General features: G+C 61.6%; 17 protein-coding genes. 11 read left to right on the forward strand and 6 right to left on the reverse strand.

The window, feature by feature from the left end:
• Positions 1-14: 14 nt before the first annotated feature.
• Both M0954_RS02885 and M0954_RS02890 read right to left on the reverse strand, forming a co-directional pair.
• The gene (locus tag M0954_RS02885; RefSeq protein WP_133893838.1) at positions 15-1352 is read right to left on the reverse strand and encodes a heterodisulfide reductase-related iron-sulfur binding cluster; all 1338 of its coding nucleotides are present in this window, start codon (positions 1350-1352) and stop codon (positions 15-17) included.
• 177 nt (positions 1353-1529) lie between these two features.
• Entirely contained in the window at positions 1530-1952 is a 423-nt protein-coding gene (locus M0954_RS02890) for a rubrerythrin family protein (RefSeq protein WP_074266943.1), read from the reverse strand.
• Between the two features lie 232 nt (positions 1953-2184).
• Between M0954_RS02890 and M0954_RS02895 the strand changes: the two genes are divergently transcribed.
• The 5 genes from M0954_RS02895 (at position 2185) to M0954_RS02915 (ending at position 5905) form a co-directional block, all read left to right on the forward strand.
• Positions 2185-2544 carry a DUF3564 domain-containing protein gene (locus M0954_RS02895; RefSeq protein ID WP_122157426.1) on the forward strand — a complete coding sequence of 120 codons (360 nt, stop codon included), beginning with the start codon at positions 2185-2187 and terminating at the stop codon, positions 2542-2544.
• Between the two features lie 139 nt (positions 2545-2683).
• A complete protein-coding gene (locus M0954_RS02900; protein WP_122157427.1) occupies positions 2684-3436 on the forward strand; it encodes a DNA/RNA non-specific endonuclease in 753 nt (250 codons plus the stop codon).
• The gene (locus M0954_RS02905) at positions 3429-3689 is read left to right on the forward strand and encodes a hypothetical protein (RefSeq protein WP_297351543.1); all 261 of its coding nucleotides are present in this window, start codon (positions 3429-3431) and stop codon (positions 3687-3689) included. The genes M0954_RS02900 and M0954_RS02905 overlap by 8 nt, the downstream gene beginning before the upstream one ends.
• Before the next feature lie 369 nt (positions 3690-4058).
• Complete coding sequence (locus tag M0954_RS02910) at positions 4059-5228, forward strand: glycosyltransferase family 4 protein (RefSeq protein WP_297351545.1); 1170 nt, start codon at positions 4059-4061, stop codon at positions 5226-5228.
• 281 nt (positions 5229-5509) lie between these two features.
• Positions 5510-5905, forward strand: a complete 396-nt coding sequence (locus M0954_RS02915) for a hypothetical protein (protein ID WP_122157430.1) — start codon at positions 5510-5512, stop codon at positions 5903-5905.
• Between the two features lie 122 nt (positions 5906-6027).
• On the opposite strand, the gene M0954_RS02920 is transcribed toward M0954_RS02915, so the two are convergent.
• Positions 6028-6750, reverse strand: a complete 723-nt coding sequence (locus M0954_RS02920) for a Crp/Fnr family transcriptional regulator (protein ID WP_297351547.1) — start codon at positions 6748-6750, stop codon at positions 6028-6030.
• A 104-nt stretch (positions 6751-6854) separates the two neighbouring features.
• Here M0954_RS02920 and M0954_RS02925 point away from each other — a divergent pair, with 104 nt between their 5' ends.
• Positions 6855-7400: a DUF962 domain-containing protein gene (locus M0954_RS02925; protein ID WP_123387114.1), complete on the forward strand. Its 546-nt coding sequence runs from the start codon at positions 6855-6857 to the stop codon at positions 7398-7400.
• Between the two features lie 495 nt (positions 7401-7895).
• Positions 7896-8864 carry an L-histidine N(alpha)-methyltransferase gene (gene egtD / locus M0954_RS02930; protein ID WP_297351549.1) on the forward strand — a complete coding sequence of 323 codons (969 nt, stop codon included), beginning with the start codon at positions 7896-7898 and terminating at the stop codon, positions 8862-8864.
• Positions 8865-8928: 64 nt separating this feature from the next.
• Here egtD and M0954_RS02935 read toward each other — a convergent pair whose 3' ends face one another.
• Positions 8929-9225, reverse strand: coding sequence for an acylphosphatase (locus M0954_RS02935; protein ID WP_122157434.1), 297 nt, complete (start codon positions 9223-9225; stop codon positions 8929-8931).
• A 155-nt stretch (positions 9226-9380) separates the two neighbouring features.
• Between M0954_RS02935 and hpnA the strand changes: the two genes are divergently transcribed.
• Positions 9381-10391, forward strand: a complete 1011-nt coding sequence (gene hpnA, locus M0954_RS02940) for a hopanoid-associated sugar epimerase (protein WP_123386707.1) — start codon at positions 9381-9383, stop codon at positions 10389-10391.
• Positions 10392-10493: 102 nt separating this feature from the next.
• Positions 10494-11024, forward strand: a complete 531-nt coding sequence (locus M0954_RS02945; RefSeq protein WP_133893835.1) for a hypothetical protein — start codon at positions 10494-10496, stop codon at positions 11022-11024.
• Positions 11025-11112: 88 nt separating this feature from the next.
• Here M0954_RS02945 and M0954_RS02950 read toward each other — a convergent pair whose 3' ends face one another.
• Both M0954_RS02950 and hpnC read right to left on the reverse strand, forming a co-directional pair.
• Complete coding sequence (locus tag M0954_RS02950) at positions 11113-12288, reverse strand: glycosyltransferase (RefSeq protein ID WP_297351551.1); 1176 nt, start codon at positions 12286-12288, stop codon at positions 11113-11115.
• Positions 12288-13154: a squalene synthase HpnC gene (hpnC, locus tag M0954_RS02955; protein ID WP_297351553.1), complete on the reverse strand. Its 867-nt coding sequence runs from the start codon at positions 13152-13154 to the stop codon at positions 12288-12290. The genes M0954_RS02950 and hpnC overlap by 1 nt, the downstream gene beginning before the upstream one ends.
• A gap of 296 nt (positions 13155-13450) precedes the next feature.
• Between hpnC and ispH the strand changes: the two genes are divergently transcribed.
• Together ispH and hpnH are read left to right on the forward strand one after the other, a co-directional pair.
• Complete coding sequence (gene ispH, locus M0954_RS02960; RefSeq protein ID WP_122157439.1) at positions 13451-14395, forward strand: 4-hydroxy-3-methylbut-2-enyl diphosphate reductase; 945 nt, start codon at positions 13451-13453, stop codon at positions 14393-14395.
• A gap of 10 nt (positions 14396-14405) precedes the next feature.
• The gene (gene hpnH, locus M0954_RS02965; RefSeq protein WP_122157440.1) at positions 14406-15557 is read left to right on the forward strand and encodes an adenosyl-hopene transferase HpnH; all 1152 of its coding nucleotides are present in this window, start codon (positions 14406-14408) and stop codon (positions 15555-15557) included.
• The last annotated feature ends 573 nt before the right edge of the window (positions 15558-16130 follow it).

Here is a 16130-nt window from a genome sequence, read left to right on the forward strand (position 1 = left end):
GTCAGTGAGGGTTATCAGAGGCCGTATGCCTTGCGTAGCAACGTCAGCGGATGCGCGAGCTGTCCTTTCGACAAGCCGCTTTCGTCGAGCCCCTGTTCGATATGATGGCCGGCCAGCTGGCAATCCGATGAAATGTAGTCGGGGTGCGGCTGCGCCATCGCCTTGAAAACCGGCGTGCCGATCTGCATCGCCGTGCGGTGGAACTCCTTCTTGACGCCGAACGTACCGGCATGTCCGGAACAGCGCTCGACCACTGTGACTTGCGTATCGGGCACCAGCGCCAACGTCTCAGACGTTTTGCGGCCGATGTTCTGCACCCGCGCGTGACACGGCACGTGATACGACACTTTGCCGAGCGAATTCTTGAAGTCGGTCTTCAGGAGTCCGTCGCGATGACGCGACACGAAATATTCGAACGGATCCCAGAAGGCTTCGCTGACTGCGCGAACATCGGCGTCGTCGGGGAACATCAGCGGCAGCTCATGCTTGTACATCAGCACGCAGCTCGGAATCGCGCCGACGATCGCGTAGCCCTCGCGAGCGTATTTCTCGAGCACGGGAATGTTCTTCGCCTTTTTATCGGCGACGCCCTGCAGGTTGCCCTGTTCGAGCAGCGGCATGCCGCAGCAGGCTTCGCTCTTCACCAGCTCGTAGGGAATTTCATTGTGGGCGAGCACAGCGAGCAGATCGTGGCCAATCCCCGGTTCGTTGAAATTCACGTAACAGGTCGCGTAAATCGCCACTTTTCCGGGCGTGCGCTCACCATCGCGCACGGCAGCGGAGCGCGACTTCTTTGCGGTACTGCGGAATTTGCGCGCGGCGAAATCCGGTAACCAGGCATTCTTGTCCACGCCAAGCGCGCTCTCCATCATTCCGCGCGCCGCGGCGGTGTGATTGACCGCGTTGATCGTTTGGGTGACCACCGGAATGCCAGCGAGGTGGCCGAGCGCGTCGGTGTTTGAAAGAAACCTGTCGCGCAGTTTGACATCGCCGCGTTTGTAGTCGATTGCCTTGGCGCGCAGCATCAGGTGCGGAAAATCCACGTTCCATGGATGCGGCGGCACGTACGGGCACTTCGTCATGTAGCACAGGTCGCACAGATAGCACTGATCGACCACTTTGCCGAACTCGGCTTTGTCGACGTCGTGTGCTTCGCCTGTGTCGGTGGCGTCGACCAGATCGAATAGCGCCGGAAACGCACCGCACAACGAGACGCAGCGGCGGCACCCTGCGCAGATATCAAAGACGCGCGCCAGTTCCTGGTCAAGCGCGTCCTGATCGTAGAACGCCTCCGAAAGCCAGTCGAGCGGATGCCGGGTGGGCGCCTCGAGGCTGCCTTCTTTGTGGGGCATGGAGTCAAACTCCTTGAATGCGGGTTTGCTTTTATGTTTGGTAGCCGACGGTGCGCTGCACCATGCGGCGCGCCCACAAGAACGAAAGCCTGCGGACCGTGCCGCAGGCTTTCGTTGCCTGTTTAACCAGGGCCGGCGCTCGCGCCGACGCGTGCCGTGCTGTCGTAGCGCGCCGTATCAGTCAACGAGTGCTTCGAGCGCTTTCGAATAGCGGTTCGCGTGACTACGCTCGGCCTTCGCGAGCGTTTCGAACCAGTTGGCGATTTCGTCGAAGCCTTCTTCCCGTGCCGACTTCGCCATGCCCGGATACATATCGGTATATTCGTGCGTTTCACCGGCAATGGCCGCTTGCAGATTTTGCCGCGACGAGCCGAACGGCAGTCCCGTGGCTGGGTCGCCTACCGCTTCGAGATATTCGAGGTGTCCGTGCGCGTGACCGGTCTCGCCTTCGGCGGTGGAGCGAAATAGCGCCGCGACATCATTCTGGCCTTCGACGTCGGCCTTTGCTGCGAAATACAGATAACGACGGTTCGCCTGCGATTCGCCGGCGAATGCTGCCTTCAAGTTCTCCTCGGTCTTCGAACCCTTGAGTTGCGACATCTGAGCCTCCATACAAACCTGTAATGTGGGGTGCGCGACGGTGGACGAGCGATCGTCCGGTCATCTCCCGGGCAGACGCACATGACTGCACGGTCTTCTTAAATCTAGAAGCTAGGCAAGACGTTCCCCAATTGTGTTTTTCAATGCCGCCGATAGTCGTTTGCCTTGCATATCGCGAAGTCCCGCCTAGACTTGTTAGGGCGATACTTCGCACTCTGTAAACGGAACTGCCATGCGCCTGACCATTCTCATCAACGGTTCCGATCCCACCGTCAGTCACGATTACGCTGTGCTATGGCTCGACACCGATGAGCGCCGGTGGTCGAGAGAAGCGCATCAAGGGATCGATCTGCCCCCTTGGGGCGAACTGCGCGACGCCGACGGCGTCACGACACTCTGCGCGCCCAGTACCGACGCACCGCTTTGCACATTGCGCGGACTGCACGTGGACCGCAAGCAACGCGTCAGTTCGGCGCAAGGGTCGGCCGCGTGGACGTGTGTGCCGGCGCGTGCGCCGACAACCGGTTACTGGCGTCTGCAAGCTGTCGATCGTCAGCCCACACGCGCGGAACATCGAGTGTTCGATAGCTAGGCTTGGGCCGACTGGTCGAATTGTCGTTTCTGCGGTTTCGCATCCCTCGTGAACGCACGCGTCGATGCGTGGATTTGCTCGCGCGAACCTTGCGCGCGACGCTATACTTTTGCCCCCTCGTTCGTCCCGTGCCTCGCTCATGAAGAAGTGGTTTGCCTCTCTGTTGTTCGCCGTCGCGGCTCACGCGATTGCTGCATCCTCCTCCTGCACCGACTTCACTCCCAACGCGCAATGGCCCGCCTTGGCCAATGCGAGGTTGGCGCCGAAGACGCGCATGCTCTGCTACTCCGACTTCGCCGTCTTGCACTCCGGCATCACGCATGGACCGCTATGGTCTGCAGAACATCTGACCCGCGACCATATGGATGCCGCGCAGGACATGGTGCGCACCAACAAGTTTTTCGAAGACGCACGTCTGCCGGATGGTGAGGGCGCGACCCTCGACGATTACAAGCGCAGCGGCTACGACCGCGGTCATATGAGTCCCGCTGGGAATCGTTGGAATCCACAGGCGATGGCACAATCGTTTTCGTTGGCGAACGTCGTACCGCAGAATCGCCAGAATAATCAGCGCTTGTGGGCGCGCATCGAAACCTCGGTCCGCGGGATCGCCTTCCGCTACGACGACACCTATGTCGTGACCGGCCCGATGTTCAACGGCCAGCAATTGCAGACCATCGGGCCAACACGGGTCTTCGTGCCGACACAATTGTTCAAGGTCGTGTACGTGCCGTCGAGGCAGATGGCATTCGCGGTAGTGGTCGACAACATCTCGACGAATCGCTACGACATCAAAACCGTTCACGAGCTCGAAGCGATGAGCGGCATCCGATTTCCGGGCATTCCCGAGTCACTGAAGGATCAACGTCCAGGAGGGCTCAAAGGTGTTTAACGCATTCGCGAACGACAGCGAAGTACTCAACATTCAGGGCGACGCGCTGACCGTCAGCAACGGTACGACGCGCATCACGCTCAGCGGCACGCTCGAGTTGACTAAAGACCAACGTGGTCTGCAAGCCGCGCTTGCCTTGAAACAGGCATTGGATCGAGTCGTCGAAACTTTGCAGGTGGAGGCCAATTTGCCTGAGCGGATCAAGGACGAACCGGACGCGACACATGGCGTCGTCGACAATCCGTTCAATTGACGTATTTGTGGCGAAACCGGTCATGTCGGGCTAAAAAGGCCGGTCAGACGACCGACAACGTAACAATTTGTAAGAACACTACCCTCCTGCCAAGCGTTGGGTGCGCTAGCACACAGAAGTGCGCGATTTGCAGACGTACCGTGCACGCACAACGACCAAGCGCGGCCTGAACCGGGCGCGCCGCACCAAACAAGCCGCAGGGGCAGTCATGAATCGGAAAGATCCGCAGTTCCTCCTGGACGTCGGGCAGGTACTTCATCCGGGGGTTCGGAAGTACAGCATCAATGTCCGCTCCGTCCAGAAGCGTAAGTGTTTCGTACCGGAAAACATTTGCGCCGCGCTCGCGCAATCGTTAGCGCGAGCGCCATCATGAGTGAGCCGATCGATTCCTTGCAGATCGGCATGCGCCGCCCGCTGGCGAGAGCCGATGGTCTCGACCGGATGCTCCAGACGCTGGCTGCCGCGCTGCCCAGTCATGGCGTCAACGTGCACGATCCATCCGCCGAATCACCGGCGCTACCACCGCTGCCGGCGCCCGCAGCGCCGTCGAACAGCATCGTGCAGACCTTCGCAAACGCGCAGGCGAGCCTCGCCAAACTTTTACGCCGTGCTCCTTCACAAGGAGCGGTCGAACCGCCGCGCCAGCCCGATGTGGTTGCGTTGCACTTTGCGGCGCAGGCTGCGCCGACCCTGGGCAAATTCGGCAAAGTGCCGCGTGTCGTGCATTTTCACGGCTCATGGGCCGACGAACACCGAACCGAGCGCGGGGCCGCCTTGTTAGGCCCTGTGCGCTACGGCCTCGAACGCATGGTGTACCGCGGCGCCTCTCGCCATATCGTGCTGTCGCAGGAGTCCAGCGACGTCCTGCACAGGCGGTACCACGTGCCGGAAGAGGCGATTCGCGTGGTGCCGGGGTGCGTCGATACCTCGCGCTTTGCGCTACGTTTCACCAAGAGGCAGGCGCGCAAGCGCCTCGGCTTGCCGCACGACCGGCCGATCCTGCTATGCGCGCGACCGTTGGTCCCCGGCATGGGGCTCGACGACCTGATCGACGCGATCTTTATCGTCAAGATGACCGTGCCCGAGGTGCTTCTGGTGATGGCCGGCATGGGTTCCGAGCAAAACCGCCTTTACGGGCGCATTGTCGCGCGCGGTCTCCAGGAACATGTCCGGCTCGCAGGCTTCGTATCGGATGACGTTTTGCCCGAGTATTACCGCGCGGCCGACCTCACGGTTGTGCCGACCGTCAACATGCGAGACTGCGGGTTGACGGCCATTGAATCGCTCGCGACCGGCACGCCGGTTCTGGTGACCTCCGAAGGGGGTGCCGCGGACGCCGTGGCGCCGCTATCGGAAGATCTGGTGGTGCAGTCCGGAGGCCACATGGCGCTTGGCGGCGGCATCGCCGATGCGTTGCTCGGCGTACGTCTGACCCCGAGCCACGACGCTTGCCGCCGCTACGCGCGCAAGCATTTCGACCATTCGGTGATCGCACCGCAAATCGCTGAGGTCTACCGCGACGCCATAGAGACGTTCTGAGCAACGCGTTGTCACCGGTCAGCATATCTAAGTAAGTGTTGCCACGCTCCGGCGTCATGTTCGCGAGCGTTCTTCACACAGCAAGCAAACACGCTTCTCACATTTCTTAAGGAAAACTTAAATCTTCATATGCGTGAGCTTCGATAGTTGCGCATTGTCCGTGAGAAGCGATTGTTTCCGTCGTTACGTTTTGTCACCAGAGCAGCGTCAACTCCTGTGATCCGGCTAGCGTTAAACCGGCAGCGCTGAACCTTTTCAGCCGCGACACACGGAGTTAAACCATGAAGATGATTCTCGCTGCTCTCGCTTCCACCCTGCTCGTTTCGACGGCGTTTGCACAAACCGCCGCACCGGCGATGTCAGGCGGTCAACAAACTCAAGCGGCTGGCCAGGCAAACCTCAAAGCGGGCGGCGCGGCGTCTACAGACGCAGCGAAGACCGACGTCTCGAAGAAGCAGGACAGCGCTTCCACTCAAAAGACCGAGGCCAAGCTTCACGCCAAAAAGACCGCGCCCGCACGCACGCAAAAGGCGAAGGCGCATCAGGTCAGCAAGAAGAAGCACGCCGCGATTGCCAGTTCCGAAAAAACAAAGGCCACAGGGGATAGCAGCAAGGAGGCCAGCACTGCGCCGGTGAAGGCAGACGGCGCAAAGACCGACGCTACCAAAACCAACTAAGGTGATCGGTCGTCGACATAATCCGGCCGCCGGGGTCTTAATAGTCGAAGCCGAATATGCCGTTGGGGAGGCGAGTCTGCGGACTCGCCTTTTTTACTTTAGCCTATGGCTCTCGGACTCCATCAAGCCGATGAACTTCGATTCGCGTCAGGATCAGCCAGCGCAGCAAGTTTCTTGACGTCGACGATTTCGATTTCCGCATACCGCAGTTGCAGTGCGCCCTGTCCTTCGAACTGCTTAAGAATCTGATTGATGGTTTGCCGCGACAACGCGAGCATCATTGCGAGATCTTCCTGTGGCACCTTCAACACACGCCGCAAAACGCCCGGCTCACCGTAGCCGCCCGCCATCAGCAGCAAACGACGCGCAATGCGCTGCGCCGCCGGCAACAGTGCCGCTTCTTCGATCGCGTCGAACGCGAGGCGCAGCTTTTGCGTCAACAGCAGGCCGAAGCAATGCCAGTACTGCGGCGCGCGTTCGAGCAGCCCAGCCAATTCCGCACGTGGCAAATGAAACAGCACGGACTCGCGCTCGGCGTATGCATCATGCGTGCGCTCGCGGCCGTCGAACAGCGCGATCTCGCCAAACCAGTTGACCGGTTCGATCACCGCAAGCAGTGCTTCCTTGCCGGCAAAACTCGCTGCGCTAATACGCATGAGGCCATCCAGCACGCAATAGAGGCCATCGTCAGGATCGCCGCGCCTGAAAAGCCGCTCGCCCGCCTGCAGGCGCTCAACGCGGCCCAGCTGAACCAGTTGCGTGCGCAACGCTTCGGGCGCGGCACGGAACCACGCGCTACGTTCGAGCGTCGCAAGCGGGTCATTCGGGGGCGAAGGCGAACTCATAGGCTGGCACCATGCTGGACTGGAGTGCGGAGATTGTCGGCTACCCGAAGGTTTCAGATCCGCTTGAGCGCGATTATGATGGCTTTGATTCAGGAACGGCACCCATGAGAACGCTGACCCAGCAACTAACCCAGTACGCCGCCTACCATCGCGACCGGCGCAACATCGTCACGCATTTCATCGGCATTCCGATGATTGTCCTCGCGCTCGCGGTGCTGTCGAGCCGCCCCGCGTGGGTGTTTTCCGCGCTGCCAGTGCCGCTCTCGCCCGCGTGGGTGTTGTTCGTAGGGGCTATCCTCTATTACCTTGTGCTCGATGTACCGCTGGGCCTGATGATGGCAATCTTCTCGGTACTGTGCCTCATCTGCGCTCGATGGCTCGCCGCGCAATCCACGCTAACCTGGCTGGCCAGCGGTATCGGACTATTCGTCGTCGGCTGGGTGTTTCAGTTCGTCGGTCACATGGCGTATGAGCATCGTAAGCCGGCCTTCGTCGATGATGTAATCGGCCTGCTGATCGGTCCGCTGTTCGTGCTCGCTGAAGCGTTGTTCGGATTCGGCTGGCGTCCTGCGCTGCGCGAAGCGATCGAAGCCGAAGTGGGTCCGACGCGCATCAACCCGGACCCCGCCGCGGCACATCACGGACGCTGATGCCCGGCCGTGACGCCAGCTTCGTCACGGTGCCGATCTTCCCGGTTCGCCGGCATTCATCGGACGGAATTTCTGGCGGCATCGTACCAACTGCGCTAGCACGCACCGCAGCGCCGCGCATCGCGCTGCTACTCACGCTTCGTTTCAATTTGATGATGCACGTGCCGCGAGCCGGCATTCTGGCCGCAAGACGCGTTGCCAGCAGAACCAGGCGCCTCCGCGCATAATTAGTTCGTGCGCGATGGCCTGCGATGGACTAGAACATAACTTCACGCGTAGGCCGATCCACCATTGCGCCAATGACACGGCGCGCCGCCACGTAACTGCGTGCAAGCGCGCTTCTTGCTTGATCACCCCGGCTAGCCCGGCTCAATCGCCGTCTATGCGGACCCGCGGTCCGCTCCTTCCTGACGCGTGCGACGCCTCCCGTGTCGCGCCCGTGAACACTTTACCCAGACAGATAATCGTCAGAAGAACGTGAAAACTGGAGCAAGCATGACTCAGCCAGCCCTATCGCAAGATGTCTCGCCCGAGTTCGCCAACGATGTCCGCGCCGGCCTCACACACGCGCCACAAAAGGAGTTGCTGTCCAAGTACCTGTATGACGAAGTCGGCTCCGCCCTGTTCGAAGTGATTACCGTGCTGCCCGAATACGGCGTGACACGCGCCGAAGAGCGGCTCCTTGCAAAACACGCGGCGGACATCGTGGAGCAGCTTCCGCACGACGTGACCGTCGCCGAACTAGGCAGCGGCAGCGGCCGCAAAACGCGCCGAATTCTGGAAGCGCTGTGTAAAAAGCGCCCTACTTCGTATTTCCCGATTGAAATTTCGCGCGCCGCATTGCAATTATGTCGGCGCGAACTGGGCGACATCGAACGCATTTCGATCGTCGGTTATGAGCGCGACTATCTGGCGGGCCTCGCAGAAGTGAGCAAGAAACGCGCTTCGGGCGAACGGCTACTTGTGCTGTTTCTCGGCAGCACGATCGGCAATTTCAGCCGCCTCGCGGCGACGCGCTTTCTACGTTCGATCCGCAGCATGCTGGCGCCCGGCGACGCATTGCTGCTCGGCACCGATCTCGAGAAGCCGATTCCCGTGCTGGTCGCTGCCTACGACGATGCAATTGGAGTCACCGCTTCGTTCAATCTGAACCTGCTCGCGCGGATCAACAGCGAACTGGGCGGCGACTTTCCGCTCGAGGATTTCGAACACGTGGCGCGTTTCAATCCCGACGCGCGCAGCATCGAAATGCATCTGCGCGCGCGGCGCCCCGTCACCGCACATGTGCGGGCTGCGCAACTGACGGTGACGCTAGAAGAAGGCGAGACCATCTGGACCGAAAGCAGCCACAAGTACCGCGCTGAGGAAGTCCACGCGATCGCCGACGACGCGGGTTTCGCGTGCAGTCATCAGTGGGTCGAGCGGGAGTGGGGGTTTGCTGAGAGCCTGCTGGTCGCACGGTAGGATGTGAGTGGCTCACATTCGCCGCGCTGAGAGCCGCCCTTAAAGCGCGGCTGCCCGCTTCACTTCAATGCTGTTCGAAGCGCTCGTAGCGCTTCTCCGTCGACCGCTCTTCGCCGGCCACTTCGCTCACGCGGGCGGCCGGCGGCCCGTGGCGCAGCCACGAGAGCATCCGGTCGACCTGATTGGCCGTTCCCTGCAAGATGGCTTCGACCGAGCCATCGTCGAGATTCGCCACCCATCCTCTGATACCGAGCGCGTGCGCCTGGCGTACCGTCGCGTGCCGAAAGCCGACGCCCTGCACGACGCCGCGCACCCGCACGTAATACGTTTCGATCCGCGAATCCAGATCAGAGCCTGTCATGCCGTCCTCTCGAAGCAATCTTTCAAGCGGGCATTCTAGTCGTCTCGTGGCGAGATTGCTTGCACGACATCGGCCGTACGAAGACAGCGCAATGCGACACGCTCGGCATGCGCCACGTACAATCCGACGACCGCCATGCAGGGAATTGAAAAAGAATGATGGATCAGAATCGCGATCTCGTACTCGTCACCGGCGCTTCCGGCTTTGTCGGCTCGGCGGTGGCGCGCATTGCGCAACAGAAGGGTTTCAAGGTGCGCGTGCTGGTGCGCGCCACCAGTCCGCGCCGCAACGTCGAAGCGCTCGATGCCGAAATCGTCGTGGGCGACATGCGTGACGAGGCGTCGATGCGCACCGCGCTGCGCGGCGTGCGCTATCTGCTGCACGTCGCCGCCGACTACCGTTTGTGGGCGCCGGACCCCAGCGAGATCGAACGCTCGAATCTGGAGGGCACCGAGGCGACCATGCGCGCGGCGCTGAAGGAAGGCGTCGAGCGCATCGTCTACACCAGCAGCGTTGCAACGCTGAAGGTGACAAGCTCCGGCCAGTCGGCCGACGAAACTTCGCCACTCAAGGCCGACCAGGCGATCGGTGTGTACAAGCGCAGCAAGGTGCTGGCGGAGCGCGCGGTCGAGCGGATGATTGCAGAGGACGGCCTGCCAGCGGTGATCGTCAATCCTTCGACCCCGATCGGCCCGCGCGACGTGAAGCCCACGCCGACCGGCCGCATCATCGTCGAGGCGGCGCTCGGCAAGATTCCGGCTTTCGTCGACACCGGGCTGAATCTCGTACACGTCGACGACGTCGCGGCGGGGCACTTTCTCGCGCTCGAGCGCGGCAAGATCGGCGAGCGCTACATCCTCGGCGGCGAAAACCTGCCGCTGCAGGCGATGCTCGCCGATATCGCCGCGCTCACAGGACGCAAAGCCCCGACCATCAGCCTGCCGCGCTGGCCGCTTTATCCGCTAGCGATGGGCGCCGAAGCGGTGGCGAAAATCACGAAGCGAGAACCGTTTGTGACCGTCGATGGTCTGAAGATGTCGAAGAACAAGATGTACTTCACGTCCGCGAAGGCGGAACGCGAACTCGGTTATCGCGCACGACCCTATCGCGAGGGTCTGGCCGATGCGCTCGAGTGGTTCAGGCAGGCGGGGTATCTGAAGGCGTGAGGCCGGACCCGCACGCACTTTGTTACAACGTCGCGCGACCCGCGGCGGGTTAAAGCCCGTGCGCAACAGGTAAAATCGCGGGTCTTACCAGAGAATCCTCGCATGAACCTTCACGAACAGCTCGGCGCGCTTGAAGTGGGCGTCGCTCAGCTCATTCAGGCTGTCGTGGCCCCGCAGGCCCAGAACATCCCCGAGACACCCGCAGCAAACGCAGCGTCCGAAGCGTCCGCGCCTCAGGCAGAGCAAGTCGCGCCTACAGCGGCTCAGGCAAGCGAAGACACGCCCATTCAAGAGGCAGTTGCTGAAGAAAAGCCCACCCTTTCAATCGGCCGTCCGGCCCAGAACGTCATCACGATGACAATCGCCGGCAAGACCGTGTCACTGCACCCCGAGCAGGTGGGTCAGCTGATCGAGGAGCTGGCGAATGCGCGCGCTTCGATGACGCCCGAGCCGCCGATGGGCGTGCCGGCTGGCTGGCGCTTCGCATCGACCCGCAACCCGGTCATGGCGGTGCAGAAACAGTCGAACGGCGACCGCTTGCTGATCGTGCGGCATACCGGCCACGGCTGGGTGCCGTTCACGTTTTCGCCGGCTAACGTCATTCAGATGTACGCACTGCTTACGCAGCGGTGAGATGAAGGTGGTGTGAGGCGTTTGCGGCGATGCGGCCGGGCGGTGAGCCAACAAATACCCCCGCCCAGCATCTAGTCCGCTGCTACGCTTACCGGTCCTGTTGCACCGGCGCCTGCACGCGCGCCTTCCACTGACCGCCCTTACCGCGCCAATAACGCACTGCCGACGCAAACGTCGCGCCGACATAGAACAGCGCCACCAGCGGCAGGAACGGCGCCCACAGCGGCGAGCGGCCGTAGTAGCGCAGCATCGGCGCATACGCGCAGCACATCGCCGCCCAGGCGAGCCAGGCGGGCCAGCCCAACGGCCCGAGCACCAGCGCCGCGATGGGCGGGATCAGATAGATGATCGCCATGCCCGCCAGCGTGCCTGCCAGCAGCCATCCCGAGTAGCGCAACTGCGTGAACGCCGTGCGCGCAATCATGTTCCAGATCTCGCCCGAGTTGTCGTAGGGACGCAGCGAGACGCTGCGCGCCGCCACATCCAGCCGGATCGGATGACGTCCCTCACCGCGATGCTTGATACGCGCGGCAAGGCTGCAATCGTCGATCAGTTCGGCGCGGATCGACTCGATACCGCCCGCTTCTTCCAGCGCTGTGCGCCGCACCAGCATGCAGCCACCGGCCGCCGCCGCGGTCTTGTTGCGCGGGTTGTTGACCCACGAGAACGGATACAGCTTGGCGAAGAAGAACACGAAGGCCGGGATCAGCGCCTTCTCCCAGAGCGAATCGCAACGCAGCCGAACCATCAGCGAGACCAGGTCGCGCTTCTCCGCGTCGGCCCGCGCAACGAGTTGCGTGACGGCGTCGGTGGGATGGCCGATGTCGGCGTCGGTCAGCAGGAGGAAGTCGGCCGGCAGGCCCAGCGTGCGCACCGCTTCGATGCCTTGCGACTGCGCCCAGACCTTGCCGGACCAGCCCGGCGGCAGGGGTTTGGCGGCCAGCACCGTGAGGCGGTCAGAGCACTGCAATTGCAGCGCGGCAGCGCGGGCGGCGTCGGCCGTGCCGTCGGTGCTGTGGTCGTCGACGACGATCACATGGAAAGGACCGGGATATTCCTGGGCGAGCAGCGTGCTGACCGCCTGCGCGATCACATCGGCTTCATTGCGCGCCGGCACCACGGCAGCAACGGCCGGCCATGCATCGCGCGGTGCGGTCGCGAGCGGCACCGCGGGACGCGTTCGCCAGAAGCCGCCGCGGAAAAACAGCAGCACACACCAGATCAGCAGCGAAAGACACGACAGAACGAACAGAACCACCTGCATTACGCGTTGCCCTCAATCGAAGTGGCGCGCACGCTGACGCGCCGGGACAGCCACATCGCGAGCGCGCGCGCCGTGACAACAGACCAGTCGAAGCCATCGAGCGCCGGCCGATGGCGGAACACATCGTAGCCCGCCCGCTCGATGCGCTCCAGAATGCGCAGGCCACCGTGGACGATGCCGCAAAGAACAATTCCCGCGCGCCCCGGAACGCGCAGCGCGAGCGGTGCGCCGCGAACCAGCATTGCGCGGGCGTAGGCAACCTCGTAGGCCATCAACGCGCGCCAGCTATCGTCGACCACACCGCCGCCGATTTGCGCCTCGGTCACATTGAACCGCGCGAGGTCGCTTTGCGGCAGGTAGACGCGGCTATTCTTGAAGTCGATCGCGACGTTCTGCCAGAAGTTGATCAGATGAAGCGCCGTGCAGATCGTATCGGAGTCGGCCAGATTGGCCGGGCTCGCGGCGCCGAACAGATGCAGCATCAGGTGCCCCACCGGATGCGCGGAGCGGCGGCAATAGTCAAGCAGAGCCGGCCGATCGGCGAAGCGGGTGGTGTCGATCTCCTGATCGAGCGCGGCCACGACATCGTAGAACGGTGCGAGCGGCAGTTTATACTGTGCAACCACGCCAGCGAGTTTGCCGAACAGCAACGGATGCACCGGCGCCATCCGGCCGCTTGCCACGGCGTCGAGGCCGGCCCGAAAGTCGGCGAGGAGCGTATGACGCTCGGCGGCGCTCCAGTCGCCTTCCTCGGCGATGTCAGCGGCCGTACGGGCAACCTGATAGATCACGCCGACCGGCGTGCGCAACCTCTTCGGCAGCAAGGCGCCGGCGATCGGTAAGTTTTCGTAGTGGTCGGCTTCCACGCAACGAGCCTCGAATCCATTCGGTAATGCGGCTGTAAGCATGCACCGCAGGGCCTCATAGTTTAAGGGTTCCGCACCGGGACTGCAGCGCGCAAATCTTGCCTGACGGCGCTTACAGCCCGCTTGGCACGGCCCCGGCCAGAGCAAAGCACGCCCGATAGCGTTAGAATGCGCGTTTGGTTTTCGTCTACCGGCTTAACGCCGGATTTTAGACATCAATTAATATTATGGTCGCGGCGACAAAGTCGTTTTTACCGACTTCATCGAAACCAGCGTCAGTCGGAGTTCGGCAGCCTATGCGAGTCATCCTTGCTCAACCCCGCGGCTTTTGTGCGGGGGTGGTCCGGGCGATCGAAATCGTCGATCGCGCGTTGCAGCAACACGGCGCACCGGTCTATGTGCGTCACGAAATCGTCCATAATCGGCACGTGGTCGACAATCTGCGTCAGAAAGGGGCGCGGTTCGTCGAAGAGCTCGATGAGGTGCCGGAAGGCGCCGTGGCGATTTTCAGCGCGCACGGTGTAGCCCAGACCGTCGAACGCGCGGCTGAGCAACGTGGCCTCGACGTGCTCGACGCCACTTGTCCGCTCGTCACCAAGGTGCACGTGCAGGGACGTCAGTACGTGGGCGCCGGCCGCACGCTGATTCTGATCGGCCACGCGGGGCATCCTGAGGTCGAGGGTACGATTGGCCAGATCCCCGGCAAGGTGTTGCTGGTGCAGAGCGAGGCCGAGGTGGCGCATCTGGACCTGCCGCTTGATGCGCCGCTCGCGTACGTGACGCAGACAACGTTGTCGGTGGACGACACGCGCGGCATCATCGACGCGTTGCAGCGACGCTTTACGAATATTGTCGGTCCGGATACGCGGGACATCTGCTACGCGACGCAAAACCGCCAGGCGGCGGTGCGCGAGTTGAGCACACAGGTTGACGTATTGCTGGTGGTGGGCGCAACGAACAGTTCGAACTCGAACCGGCTGCGCGAGATTGGCAGCGAGACGGGCGTAGCGAGCTATCTGGTGGCAGACGGTTCGGAAGTGAAGCCGGAGTGGTTTGCGAATGTGCAGACGGTCGGCATCACAGCGGGCGCTTCGGCGCCTGAGGAAATGGTTGAAAACGTAATCGATGCGCTGCGCGCATTGGGGTCTGTCGACGTTACGACGATGGCGGGCCGGGAAGAGAAAGTTGAATTCAAGTTGCCGTCAAAGCTGACGCAACCACTCGCCGCACGCGAAGTTTAAGGAGGACACCTTGTCTATTCCGTTGCTCCAGAAAGTTCGGGTTGGCGCATACATCATGCGTCAGCATCTGTCGCGCAATAAGCGCTATCCGCTGGCGCTGATGCTCGAGCCGCTGTTCCGCTGCAACCTTGCCTGCAATGGCTGCGGCAAGATCGACTATCCGGATCCTATTCTGAACCAGCGTCTGTCGCTCGAAGAGTGTCTGGGCGCAGTCGACGAGTGCGGCGCACCGGTCGTTTCGATTGCCGGTGGCGAGCCGCTGCTGCACAAGGAAATGCCGCAGATCGTGAAGGGCATCATCGCGCGCAAGAAGTTCGTGTATCTGTGCACGAATGCGCTGCTGATGGAAAAGAAGATGGACGACTACGAGCCGAACCCGTACTTCGTCTGGTCGGTGCATCTGGACGGCGACGAGCAGGCACACGATCACTCGGTGTCGCAAGAAGGTGTCTACGTCAAGGCAGTTGCGGCGATCAAGGAAGCGAAGCGCCGCGGTTTCCGTGTGAACATCAACTGCACGCTGTTCAACGACGCGGTGCCGGAGCGTGTGGCTGCGTTCTTCGACACGCTGGGGCCGATGGGTGTGGACGGCATCACGGTGTCGCCGGGTTATGCGTATGAGCGTGCGCCGGATCAACAGCACTTCCTGAACCGCGACAAGACGAAGCATCTGTTCCGCGAGATTTTCAAGCGCGGCAACAATGGCAAGAACTGGTCGTTTAGTCAGTCGGCGATGTTCCTGGACTTCCTGGCAGGTAACCAGACATACGAATGCACGCCGTGGGGCAATCCGGCGCGTACGGTGTTTGGCTGGCAGAAGCCGTGCTATCTGATCGGCGAAGGGTATGTGAAGACCTTCAAGGAACTGATGGAGACGACGGAGTGGGAGAAGTACGGCACGGGCAACTATGAGAAGTGTGCCGATTGCATGGTGCACTGTGGGTTTGAGGCTACCGCTGTTATGGATACGGTTTCTCATCCGCTGAAGGCTCTTAAGGTTTCGCTGCGCGGGCCTAAGACTGTGGGCACGTTTGCTAAGGATCTTCCTATTGATAAGCAGCGGCCCGCTGAGTTTGTTTTCTCGCGGCATGTTGAGATCAAGCTTGAGGAGATTGGCAGGACCGGGAAGGGGAAGAAGGTGGAGACTGCTACCGCTCATTAAAGCTGCCCGCTTGGGGGGCCCTTCGCGGGGCTTGCTTTTGGGTTCCTACCGTTTGGTTGTTGCTTGGGGCGCATCGGGTTTTTGACGGTGCGCTTTTTGCTTTTTTTATTGATCTTCGCGAGGCTTTTTTTGCCTGCGGCGCCTTGGTTTTTTTGGTGCTCTTATGGTGTTGGCCTTTCCTTGCTTTCTTATCGGTCTATTAGGGATGCCCCTCTGCGGGGCGGCACTTACTTTCTTTGCCGCCGCAAAGAAAGTGAGCAAAGAAAGCGGGCTTCCAACCGCTAGCTTGTAGGTGTCCACCTCTGACATCAAGCCAGAGTGGTCCGCGCACGAACCGTGCCCTCGCACCATACGCCTTCGTGACAAAGGACTCATTCATCCCGCCCGCGCACTACGTGCGCGGCGGAGGGGTCTGCCAAGTGGGCGATGCGAGCGTAACTAGCACCCGAATGCGAAAAAGAGTCGGATACCTAACTATAAACTTACGACAAACGCCTGCAGAAAGCGTTATGCCCGACGGCGGGGCGCGCAGCGCAACGCTGGAACGGATGACTGCCTTGTCACTAACCGGCG

The organism is Paraburkholderia sp., from assembly GCF_026225065.1.
Lineage (GTDB): Bacteria > Pseudomonadota > Gammaproteobacteria > Burkholderiales > Burkholderiaceae > Paraburkholderia.